This window comes from Serratia sp. PL7 (assembly GCF_945957435.1).
Genome location: NZ_CAMFLB010000006.1, coordinates 47,794 through 59,622 on the forward strand (window position 1 = coordinate 47,794; position 11,829 = coordinate 59,622).

Annotated in this window: 10 protein-coding genes and 1 tRNA gene; 4 read left to right on the forward strand and 7 right to left on the reverse strand. The window is 55.1% G+C overall.

Annotation, left to right across the window (positions count from 1 at the left end):
* Positions 1-14 precede the first annotated feature (14 nt).
* Positions 15-3,104, forward strand: coding sequence for a beta-galactosidase (locus N6G83_RS24605; RefSeq protein ID WP_024528121.1), 3,090 nt, complete (start codon positions 15-17; stop codon positions 3,102-3,104).
* Between the two features lie 112 nt (positions 3,105-3,216).
* Positions 3,217-3,292 (forward strand) — tRNA-Asn (locus tag N6G83_RS24610).
* Between the two features lie 109 nt (positions 3,293-3,401).
* Here N6G83_RS24610 and N6G83_RS24615 read toward each other — a convergent pair.
* The gene (locus N6G83_RS24615) at positions 3,402-4,097 is read right to left on the reverse strand and encodes an RES family NAD+ phosphorylase (protein ID WP_211136592.1); all 696 of its coding nucleotides are present in this window, start codon (positions 4,095-4,097) and stop codon (positions 3,402-3,404) included.
* Complete coding sequence (locus N6G83_RS24620) at positions 4,090-4,761, reverse strand: hypothetical protein (protein WP_211136591.1); 672 nt, start codon at positions 4,759-4,761, stop codon at positions 4,090-4,092. The genes N6G83_RS24615 and N6G83_RS24620 overlap by 8 nt, the downstream gene beginning before the upstream one ends.
* Before the next feature lie 287 nt (positions 4,762-5,048).
* On the opposite strand from N6G83_RS24620, the gene N6G83_RS24625 reads away from it, so the two are divergent.
* Positions 5,049-6,218, forward strand: coding sequence for a p-hydroxyphenylacetate 3-hydroxylase oxygenase component (locus N6G83_RS24625; RefSeq protein ID WP_024528107.1), 1,170 nt, complete (start codon positions 5,049-5,051; stop codon positions 6,216-6,218).
* A 20-nt stretch (positions 6,219-6,238) separates the two neighbouring features.
* Positions 6,239-7,183: a p-hydroxyphenylacetate 3-hydroxylase reductase component gene (locus N6G83_RS24630; RefSeq protein ID WP_065683277.1), complete on the forward strand. Its 945-nt coding sequence runs from the start codon at positions 6,239-6,241 to the stop codon at positions 7,181-7,183.
* A 72-nt stretch (positions 7,184-7,255) separates the two neighbouring features.
* Here N6G83_RS24630 and N6G83_RS24635 read toward each other — a convergent pair whose 3' ends face one another.
* The 5 genes from N6G83_RS24635 to N6G83_RS24655 form a co-directional block, all read right to left on the reverse strand.
* Positions 7,256-8,458 (reverse strand): Bcr/CflA family multidrug efflux MFS transporter, encoded by a 1,203-nt coding sequence (locus N6G83_RS24635; RefSeq protein WP_173409018.1) that lies wholly within the window; start codon positions 8,456-8,458, stop codon positions 7,256-7,258.
* Between the two features lie 259 nt (positions 8,459-8,717).
* Complete coding sequence (locus N6G83_RS24640; RefSeq protein WP_024528104.1) at positions 8,718-9,578, reverse strand: aldo/keto reductase family oxidoreductase; 861 nt, start codon at positions 9,576-9,578, stop codon at positions 8,718-8,720.
* A 143-nt stretch (positions 9,579-9,721) separates the two neighbouring features.
* Complete coding sequence (locus N6G83_RS24645; RefSeq protein ID WP_211135598.1) at positions 9,722-10,024, reverse strand: helix-turn-helix domain-containing protein; 303 nt, start codon at positions 10,022-10,024, stop codon at positions 9,722-9,724.
* Between the two features lie 3 nt (positions 10,025-10,027).
* Positions 10,028-10,381, reverse strand: a complete 354-nt coding sequence (locus tag N6G83_RS24650) for a type II toxin-antitoxin system RelE/ParE family toxin (protein WP_098930548.1) — start codon at positions 10,379-10,381, stop codon at positions 10,028-10,030.
* Positions 10,382-10,638: 257 nt separating this feature from the next.
* Positions 10,639-11,826: a sugar transporter gene (locus N6G83_RS24655; RefSeq protein WP_211135600.1), complete on the reverse strand. Its 1,188-nt coding sequence runs from the start codon at positions 11,824-11,826 to the stop codon at positions 10,639-10,641.
* Positions 11,827-11,829: the final 3 nt, after the last annotated feature.

Genomic DNA, 11,829 nt, shown 5'->3' on the forward strand with positions numbered 1-11,829 from the left:
CAGGAAATGCCCACATGCATGCTAACTCCCGTTTTACCCTGGCGGAAATCCTCGCCCGCCGCGATTGGCAAAACCCTGCCTGCACTCATTACCAACGTCTACCGGCACATCCTCCGTTTGCCAGTTGGCGTGATGCCACTGCGGCCCGGGAAGATGCTGCCAGCCCGAGCCAACAACTGCTCAACGGCGAGTGGCAGTTCAACTATTTCGGGCGGCCTCAGGCAGTACCAGAAAGCTGGTTGGAACAGGATCTGCCGGATGCCGACAGGTTAGCTGTCCCTGCCAACTGGCAGCTAGCGGGTTACGACGCCCCGATTTACACCAACGTCAAATATCCAATCCCGGTAAATCCGCCGCTGGTACCCGAAGATAATCCGACCGGCTGCTATTCCCGCAGCTTTAGCGTGGATGCCGAGTGGCTGGCCAGTGGTCAAACCCGCATTATTTTCGACGGCGTTAACTCGGCGTTTTACCTGTGGTGCAATGGGCACTGGGTCGGCTATTCGCAAGACAGCCGTCTGCCTGCCGAATTTGACCTCAGTGCTGTGCTGCAACCCGGGGAAAACCGGCTGGCGGTGATGGTGCTGCGCTGGTGCGACGGCAGCTATCTGGAAGATCAGGACATGTGGCGGATGAGCGGGATTTTCCGCGACGTCAGCCTGCTGCATAAACCCGCCGCTCACCTGAGCGATATCCATATCACCACGCCACTGAGCGACAGCTTCCGCCGTGGGGAATTGGTGGTGGAGGTGCAAACCAATCAGCCCCAGCAACATCAAGTTCAGGTACAGCTGTGGCGCAATGAAACCCTGATTGTCGAGCAGACGCAGAGGTTCGGCAGTGAAATTATTGATGAGCGCGGCGCTTATGACGATCGCACGACTCTGCGTTTGCCCGTGGAACAACCCGCACTATGGAGCGCGGAAACGCCGGAGCTGTATCGTGCGGTGATCCTGTTACTTTCCCCAACCGGTGAACTGATAGAGGCGGAAGCCTATGACGTCGGGTTTCGCCAGGTTGCCATCAGCAATGGGTTGCTGAAGCTCAACGGTCAACCCTTGCTGATCCGGGGCACCAACCGCCACGAGCACCATCCAGAACATGGCCAGGTGATGGATGAAGCCACCATGCGCCAGGATATCCTGCTGATGAAGCAGCATAACTTCAACGCAGTGCGCTGTTCCCATTACCCAAACCATCCGCTGTGGTACAAACTGTGCGATCGTTACGGCTTGTATGTGGTCGACGAAGCCAATATTGAAACCCACGGCATGCAGCCAATGAACCGGCTTTCGAACGATCCACTCTGGCTGCCCGCCATGAGCGAGCGCGTTACGCGCATGGTGCAGCGCGATCGCAACCATGCCTGCATCATCATCTGGTCCTTGGGTAACGAGTCCGGCCACGGTTGCAATCATGATGCACTGTACCGCTGGGTGAAAAGCCAGGATCCTACTCGTCCAGTGCAGTATGAGGGGGGTGGTGCCAATTCCGCGGCCACGGATATTGTGTGCCCGATGTATGCCCGCGTCGATCAGGATCAGCCTTTCCCGGCGGTGCCCAAATGGTCGATCAAAAAGTGGATCGGTATGCCCGATGAACACCGCCCGTTAATCCTGTGTGAATATGCGCATGCTATGGGCAACAGTTTTGGCGGCTTCGATCGCTACTGGCAGGCTTTTCGCAAGCATCCGCGCCTGCAAGGCGGCTTTGTCTGGGACTGGGTCGATCAGGCCTTAACCCGCACAGATGACAGCGGCCAAGCTTATTGGGCCTACGGAGGCGACTTTGGCGATACCCCCAACGATCGTCAGTTCTGCCTCAACGGATTGGTCTTCCCCGATCGCAGCCCCCACCCAGCACTGTTCGAAGCGCAACGCGCACAGCAGTTTTTCCAGTTCCAGTTTGATGCCCAGCAACTGGCACTCACCATCACCAGCGAATACCTGTTCCGGGCAACCGACAATGAACAGCTTAACTGGCGTCTGGAGTTGGACGGCGTAGAACGAGCCAGCGGTAGCCTGCTGCTCAACCTGCCGCCACAGGGCAGCACCACGGTCACCCTGCTGGATAAGTTGCCGATGATCCACCGCCCAGGCGAGCTGTGGCTGAACGTGGAGGTGGTACAGCCTCATGCCACAGACTGGTCAGAAGAACATCATCGTTGCGCCTGGGATCAATGGCGTTTGCCACGCACGTTGCATCTGGCGCCACCAACCAGCGGCGGCTTTGCCCCGCAGTTAACGCAGAACGAGCAGCAGATTGACATTATCCACGGCAACCAACGCTGGCAGTTCGAACGGGCTTCCGGCTGCCTGAGCCAGTGGTGGCAAGATGAAAAGGCCACACTACTGACGCCGCTACGCGATAGCTTCATCCGCGCACCGCTGGATAACGATATCGGCATCAGCGAAGTGGATCGTATCGACCCTAACGCCTGGATCGAGCGCTGGAAGCTGGCGGGGATGTATCAACTGGAGGAGCAGTGCACACAGATTTATGCCGATGCGTTGAGTGACGGCGTACGAGTGGTGACTGAACATACGTTCAGCTTTAACCAGCAGGTGCTGCTACACAGCCGCAAACAGTGGCTGTTCGATTGCCACGGCAGCGTGCAGGTTGAGGTGGATGCCACGGTGGCCGACGCCCTGCCCCCTCCCGCCCGTATCGGCCTCAGTTGCCAACTGGCCGAGGTGCATCCACAGGTACAATGGTTGGGCCTGGGGCCGCACGAGAACTACCCGGACCGCAAGCTTGCTGCCCAACATGGACTGTGGACCAGACCGCTGGAGCAGTTGCATACACCCTATATTTTCCCAGGGGAAAACGGCCTGCGTTGCGACACGCAACGGTTGCACTATGGCAACCTGCAAGCCGAGGGGCACTTCCACTTCTCGCTCAGCCGTTACGGACTACAGCAGTTGATGAATTGCAGCCATGTGCATTTGCTGCAGGAAGAGCCCGGCACCTGGTTACATCTGGATGCCCAGCATATGGGCGTGGGCGGTGATGATTCCTGGAGCCCAAGCGTGAACGAGGACTTCCTGCTGACTGCTGGACGTTATCGTTATCGGTTGAGCTTGAAACGAGCAGCCATGGGATAAATCTGCCAAAAGCTCAACGGGTTGCGCATTCTGTAAGCAAACAAACGCAGAATGCGTAATCCCCTTTGACTTCCCCCCGGCACCCCGTTATCATTCCGCCCGTTCACACGATTCCTCTGTAGTTCAGTCGGTAGAACGGCGGACTGTTAATCCGTATGTCACTGGTTCGAGTCCAGTCAGAGGAGCCATATTTAGAGAAGCCTGCTTAAGGAAACTTAGGCGGGCTTTTTGCTTTTCGAACGATACAAAATCTTAAGGCAGCTTCCTCTTTAGGCCTAAAAACTGGCTACGCTTGGATCATTTCCCCGGTACGACATCGGCACCAATACGCTCGGCTAAATCCAACAGCTCAGCATAGGCCTTCTCATCCTGCAGAAGGTTTCTCGAGGCGCCAATCTGTTGCAGAGTGCCTGCTGGAATTCGATCCCCAAACAGCATCACGGCTCTGGCCGAATCGTCTTGCCTTGAAACCCAAGATAACCCCTGTATGTCTGGATGTTGTCTATGAATAGCCTGCGCCCACTCACGCGTATTTGGGTACTGATCCTTTTCGGTATCGATCAATTGCTTGCGCTGCACGCCTAACTTACGTAACGCCACGCTGCTTAAGTCAGCCAGGACCAGATTCTGGCTAACCTTGACTGTTGAGTGTACCTGCTGATTGAGCTTGTTCTTGTCGTAGTGCTTGTATCCAGGCGCATGAGATACGTCGTGGAACACCGATTCCATCAGTGCAGCGTCAAACGTGTACGCCGCGTAAAGGGTCGGAATAGCAGCCCCCTTGGCATCAGTTATTGGGCTGAAACGCGCGTTACCTTTAACTCCAGGATTGAACTGATCGCCTTGGTATATATCCTGGTGGATCCGATGCATCGCCTTGCTAGTGGGCAACGTCCAAGCTGTAACATGTAGCTTCGTCGGCGGTGGTATTACGGTATTGGCTTCCTGTGAGTGGGCACTCTCCTCTGGTATCGCTTCCCTGCGTTTAACCATGGTTGATCTCCTTTATCTCATCCTCAGCAGCCGCAATGACGCGTTCCGGTTCGCTAGCCAGCACGTCCTGTGGGCGCTTTCCGCCCAAGAAACTGTTGGCCGAGAGGAACCAGTATGCAAGGCCCCAGCCATCTTTATGTTCACCGAAGACGTCCAGAACAGGTTTCAATGCTTTGCGTGGCCGGTATCCGGTATCCGGGTCGAGCCCGTAGCCAGGGAAGTAGTCAACACCGTTATGTGTGATGGCAAATATCTGCTTCTGGCGTTTCCACTTGTTCGGCTGAGTACTTGGATTACTGGCGCTCAGCCCTGCCAATTCGGCAATCTGGGCTGCGGTGAGCCAGTCTGCACTTTCCAGTACGGCATTGCGCGAACGCGCCACCATGGCCGCTTCTTTGAGCAAGCTAGGCGTGGGTGGTACCTTTGGCACCAAAGCATCGACCAGAGCTTTAATCATCTGCTCACTTTGCCCACGTAAGGTCAAATCGATGAAGGAAACGATATTCGCCAACGTATGAGCCATCAGGTCTGCATGCCGGGCATTCGAACGCTCGAGGGGTACCACGATAACTTGCTCTGCCTTAGAGCTATCAAGCCGAATACGGACTTCCTGCGGTGTCCCGACCAAAGTAGGAAGCGAGGGTACATCATGGAGGGTAGTCATTTTCCACCTCATATAGATTATCAAGATTATCTAAAATAAAGATACTCCATATAATCCATTTTTGCTATCAGAACGGCAGTCAAACTTGTGACTCGCGCCCTGGAGAGCCTCTGGCTTCACGTTACGATAACCAAGAGCCTCACACCCAGCCCCTCAGAACCCGCCGCCAGATCACACCCTCGACATTTAACATGAAAAGTACAATTTTTTACCTGAATGTTACATTCCATTAAAATATCCTTCCCCCATACTCATCCCACGCCCACCCCTACCGAGGGAACCAACTGATGAATACTAGCAACCCGATGCTGGAAAAATTACTGCCCATTCTGCCACTTATCGCTGCCAACGCCGCACAGGCGGAAAGCGAACGAAAAGTACCGGATGAGAATATCCGTTTGTTAAAAAGCATAGGTATGCACCGGGTGTTCCAACCGAAAAAATTCGGTGGCCTGGAAATCTCCCTGCCAGAATTCACCGATTGTGTCGCCGCGCTGGCCGGCGCCTGTGGCGGAACCGCCTGGGCTTTCAGTTTGCTATGCACCCACAGCCATCAGATAGCGATGTTTTCCCCCAAACTGCAACAAGAGATCTGGGGCGATAATCCAGATGCCACCGCCAGCAGCAGTATTGCCCCGTTTGGCCGTATTGAGGAAGCCGAAGGCGGTGTCTATCTGAGCGGTGAAATGGGCTGGAGCAGCGGTTGTGACCACGCCGAATGGGCGATTGTCGGCTTTCGCCGCAAAAACGCCGACGGTGAGTTGCTCTACAGCTTTGGCGTGATCCCACGTAGCGATTACGAAATTCGTGATGACTGGTTTGCGGTTGGCATGCGCGGCAGCGGTTCCAAAACGTTGGTCATAAAAAACGCCTTCGTGCCGAACCACCGCATTGAAGCCGCTCAGGATATGATGCATGGGCGCTCTGCGGGTTTCGGCCTCTACCCAGACAGTAATATTTTCTACTCACCCTATCGTCCCTATTTCGCCTGCGGTTTTGCCGCCATCAGCCTTGGCGTTGCGGAGCGTATGCTGGTCGCCTTTAAAGAAAAAACCCAAAACCGCGTGCGAGCCTATACCGGAGCCAGCGTGGGGACGGCCACCCCGGCGCTGATGCGTCTGGCAGAGTCCACCCATCAGGTTGCTGCCGCCCGTGCCTTTTTGGAAAAAACCTGGCAAGAACATGCCGAACACGGCCGCAAGCACCAATATCCTTCTCACCAGACATTGACGTTCTGGCGTACCAACCAGGCCTACGCGGTCAAAATGTGCATCGAATCGGTTGATCGCTTGTTCAGCGCCGCAGGGGCAACCAGTTGGATGGAAAGCAATGAGATCCAGCGATTGTTCCGCGACTCACACATGACCGGGGCACATGCCTATACCGATTACGATGTCTGTGCACAGATATTAGGCCGCGAGTTGATGGGGTTAGAACCCGATCCGACGATGGTGTAACGAGCAGGAGAACCTATTTAATGACACATCACACAGAACCTGCTCTGGATCCCCGCGCATTTCGCCGTGCGCTGGGTAATTTCGCCACCGGCGTGACGGTAGTGACAGCAGCAACCGCAGATGGCACCCGCGTGGGAGTCACGGCCAATAGCTTTAACTCGGTATCACTGGATCCGCCGTTGGTATTGTGGAGCATTGATAAACGCTCCGGCAGCTACGCGATCTTTGAACAAGCCAGCCACTTCGCCATTAACGTGCTGGCCGCCGATCAGATGGATATCTCCAATCGTTTCGCCCGCCCCAGCGAGGATAAATTTGCCGGGATTGAGGTGGAGGTCGGCGCAGGTGACGTGCCTTTGCTGACCGACTGTGCCGCACGCTTTCAGTGTGAGAAATATCAGCAGGTTGACGGCGGTGACCACTGGATCCTGATTGGTAAAGTGGTCGCGTTTGACGACCTGGGCCGCGCACCGCTGGTGTATCACCAGGGATCCTATTCCATGGTGCTGCCTTACCCGCAGGTGGCGGAGCGCGTTGCACAGAACGCAGTAGGTAGCGCCAGGCAGGAGCGCCTGAATAACAACGTCTTCTACTTGCTCACCCAGGCGCTGCGCAGCTATCAAAGCAGCTACCAGCCCAAGCAGCTCTCCACCGGGTTGCGGGCCAGCGAGGCCAGAATGCTGCTGGTGTTGGACAGCGACGCCTGCCTTGATAAGGCCTGCCTACTGGCAGAAATGGCGATGCCAACCAGAGAAATCGAAGAGGCGCAGGAAGCGTTGTACCGTAAAGGTTTGGTGTCCAGCACCGAGAATGGCCATCACTTGACCGAGGCAGGAGAACGCCAGGCCAGCGTGCTGAGAGATATTGCTGCCAAACAGCAAGAGCAGGTCCTGTCCGCCTTCACGGCAGACGAAGTGGGCATTTTGAAGAAGCTGTTGCGCGGTATTATTGCCAATAGCCAGTGAGTTTACTCGGTAAACCTCATGCGCATTGTCGGCAACGGCAATGCGCATGAAAACCTCACCACCACATCCTACCTATTCATGCAGCCGTGAACCTATTCGCGCTACAGATATCCTCTGCCCTACCCAACCTAGCGCCGCGCAGACGGCCATCACCAACGTCATGGCAAACGGCGTGTCATCCTGCAACCAGGAAACGGCCAGGCTTGCCAACGCCCCCATACCAAACTGCAACGAGATCGCCAGGGCACTGGCACTCCCAGCCTGTTGGCCACGTTGTTGCAACAGTAGCGACAGGCTGTTGGTGCCAATAGCATTCACCAGCGACATAAACAACACCACCAGAATCACCAGGATGGAGAGGCTCTGCTGATGGAACACCAGTAGCAACAGCCCAAACAATACCTGGGCGCTGCTTTGTATCATCAATAAGCGCGGCAGGCTGTAGACCTTCAGCATCCGCACGTTCAGCAGCAGCACGGCGATCATGCCAATGACGTTGCAGCCAAACAGCAGCCCGTAATACTGAGCGGGCACCTGGAAGTAGCTGATGTAGACAAAGGGAGAACCGCTGATAAAGGCAAACATCCCCGCGAAGGAAAACGCCAGAGTAGCAATAATGCCCATCGCTTCTCTGTCACGGACCAACAGGCAATAGTTATGAAACGCCTTCAGGATGCTGCCTGACTGCCCTGGAGGGGTTTTTAACGTCTCCGGCAGTACCCAGAACACCAATAATCCGCTGATACAGCCCACCACCGCCAACAACATGAAGATGGCTTGCCAGTCGAAGACCATCAGCAAAGCACCGCCCAACAACGGGGCCAGCAGCGGTGCAATCATGGTAACCAGCGTCATTAGCGATAACACTCGGGGAAGCTCTTCCGAGGCATAAACATCCCTGGCGATGGCGCGCGCCATCACCACCGCGGCCCCGCTACCAAATGCCTGTAACGCCCGCAATACCACCAGTTGCTCAACCTGCGTGACCTGCGTACATAGCACGCTGGCAATCACAAACAGCAGCATGCCGCTCAGCAACAGCTTTCGCCTGCCTAGCCGATCGCTAAGCGGCCCGTACAGCAACATACCGATGCAAAAACCGGCAAAGAATGCCCCCAATGAATGCTGCATCTGCCCCTGTGTGGCATGCAGTTGTTGCCCCATCGCGGGTAACGCGGGCAGATACATATCAATCGACAGCGGGCCAAAAGCCACCAGCGATCCCAGTAGCGGGATCAACCAACGTGGCGGCCGGTTAGTAAAGGCAGGTGGCATAGCGGCTCCTTTATCATCAATAACGCCTCAGCGGTTGTGGGCGTGAGTCTTGGTGATCATTCGTTAACATATTAACAATCATCTTATAAAATGGACACATTTAAGACAACATTTGTCTCTTTACTGATAAGAATGGATTTTATTAATACATTAAAGAAAACAGGACTGGCGTTGATCCGCAGAGGGATGGGAATGCTGGGAGGATGAATTTTTAGCGGGAACCCAGGGCTCCCGCAGAGGTTACTGTTGTCGGGTTGCCTTAGATCGCATTCAACTTCGCAATAGCCTCGCCCGGCAGTTTGAGTTGGGCTGCGGCAAGATTTTCTTTCAGATGTGCCAGGGAAGATGTCCCTGGGATCAGCAGAATGTTTGGTGAACGCTGCAGCAACCAGGCAAGTGCCACTTGCATAGGCGAGGCTCCTACCTGCTGCGCAACGTCCGACAACGTCGTAGACTGCAATGGCGTGAATCCACCCAGCGGGAAGAACGGCACGTAGGCAATGCCCTTGCCAGCCAGTTCGTCGATCAGTGCATCGTCATCCCGATGTACCAGGTTGTAATTATTCTGTACGCAGACAATCTCACAAATCTTCTGCCCTTGCGCAACCTGAGCCGAGGTGACATTGCTCAGCCCGATATGGCGAACCAGCCCCTGCTGTTGTAGCTCGGCTAGCACGGAGAGTGGCTCTTCAAGCGACCCTTCTGCCGGGCCGTGTGCATCAAACATGCAGCGCAGATTGACCACATCAAGCACATCCAACCCCAGATTACGTAGGTTGTCATGCACGGCCTGGGTCAGCTCCGCCGGAGAAAACGCAGGCAACCATGCACCTTGCTCATCGCGGCGAGCACCGATCTTGGTGACAATGACCAGATCGTCGGCATAAGGATGCAGTGCCTGGCGAATGATTTGATTGGTATAGTGCGGGCCATAAAAATCGCTGGTATCGATATGGTTGACCCCGTTGGCAATCACTTCACGCAGAACCGCGATGGCCGTTTCAGGATCCTTCGGCGGACCGAAAACTCCCGGTCCGGCGAGCTGCATGGCGCCATAGCCGAGCCGCTTGACGGTATGCGTGCCGAGCGTAAAAGTACCTGACAGATGGGTGCTGGACATAATCAAACTCCTAATAAGATGGCGCAAAGTTCAAACGCTGCCGTTGCCGACGATAGGCAAACAATATATACCCGTCGCCTGGCAAGCTACAGCGTTCAAACCCATCCGCGACAGATTTAGGGTTGAATCATCGAACCCGTTGATTAAATAACAAACCCGTAGTGCGAACCATCCGGCAGCTCGATATCCAGACGCAGCTTGCCCCCCGCAGCCTCGATATAGCGCTTGAGCGAGGAGAGCTTCAGATCGCGGCCAGGCTTTTCCATACCCGCGACGGTGGGTTGTTTGATGCCAAGCGCCTGCGCCATTTCAACCTGGGTTTTCTGCACCCGCTCACGAAGTTCGGCCAGGTGAATATTGAGCAGCGTATCCGCCGCAATGCGCTCAGCGCTGGCCACTACTTCAGCTTTTTCTTCCGCCAGGATTTGTTCCAGTGTTCTGCCCATGGCCTACTCCTTGTTCTCTGATGTATTCAGAAATTGGGTAAACTCCCGATCGGCAATCGGGATCATCACCTCATAAAAACGCTTCTCATTACCGGCCTTGTTACCAGCACAAAGCAAAATACCGCGACGACGTGGATCAAAGGCAAAGAATGCCCGTATCGGTATGCCTCGGCTTTGCACGCGTAGTTCCTTCATGTTGCTGTAGCGCGATCCCTTTACCGTGTCGGCATAAGGTCTGGGCAACTGAGGACCTTTTTCACGTAGTACAATGAGTGACGCCAGCACAGAAGCTCTGTCAGTGTCCTCCAACCGGCTGAACCACTCATCAAACATATCCGTTGTTTTAATCTCCCACACATGTGCTCCTTAGCAATATAGGTCAAAAGCTATATAGGTGTAAACCTATAAATTGCATTATGTCGGAGCTTGGTACGAGAGACAGCGGCCACAATGATGAAGCTGGGGGCCGATCCCAGCATTTCGATGACGGTGAAACATGAGCGTTGATATTTTGCGTATCTGGTAGCAAAACATGGCGGCAAGATGGGAGCTAAAGAGAGGGTACGTCTTAGATAGCCCTTGATTGCCGGGCCCGGCAATCAAGGGAACGTGGATCAGGCCTGATGGTGCTGCAAGCGTTCGCTGCGATAGAAACTCAATACACACCAGCCGAGGGCGATCAGGGCCAGCGGCGCGCCGACGAAGCCAATGTTTGGCATTCCCAAATGCAGGCTGACCTGGTTGCCCAGCAACGCCCCACCGCCGATCCCAAAGTTATACAAACCGGAGAAGATCGCCATCGAGACATCGGTCGCATCCGGTGCCAGACTTAGCACCTTCGCCTGCATTGAAAGACCAATCGCCATGATGGCCATGCCCCAAACCACACACAGCAATGTCAGAGTCGTTTCATTACCGGAGGCGGGCAACAGCAATAACAGGCTGAGGGCCAGCATACCAATTGCCCCCATGAAGAAACCCGACGGGAAACGTTCGCTGTAGCGGCTGAACAGCAGGCTGCCGACAATACCCGCAGCACCAAACAGCAACAGCATCAAGGTGGTGAAGTTAGCAGATAACCCGGCCACGGTCTGGATAAAGGGCTCGATGTAGCTGTAGGCAGTAAAGTGCGCGGTCACCACAATGATGGTCAACATATACAGGCTGACCAGCTCCGGGCGTTTGAACAGCAGGGGAACGCTGGCCAGTGAACCGGAATGCTCGCTTTTCAGCACCGGCAGCAAGCGCCACAGCATCACCAACGCCAGGGTGGCGCACACGGCAATGCCAATAAACGTCATACGCCAACCGAGTAGCTGCCCCACCACTCGCCCTAACGGTAAGCCCAACACCATCGCCAACGCGGTTCCCCCTGCCAGCATGCTCAATGCCTGTGCCTTCTTGCCTGCGGGTGCGACACGAATGGCCAATGACGCGGTGATTGACCAGAACACCGAGTGCGCCAGCGCCACACCGGCACGCGAGATCACCAAGGTGGTAAAGTTCCAGGCCACCGCGGTGAGCACATGGCTGGCAATAAACAGGATAAATACCCCGATCAGCAGCTTACGCCGCTCAATCTTGCTGGTCAGCAACATACAAACCAGCGACATCGTGGCAACGATCCAGGCATAAATGGTGATGATTAGCCCCACCTGCTCGGTTTGCATCCCAAAGCTTTGGGCAATATCACTCAATAATCCGACGGGGATAAATTCGGTGGTATTAAAGATAAATGCCGAAATGGCCAAGACGACCACGCGCATCCAGGCGGTCGAGCGGGAAGTGCTGATTTCATCCATCGT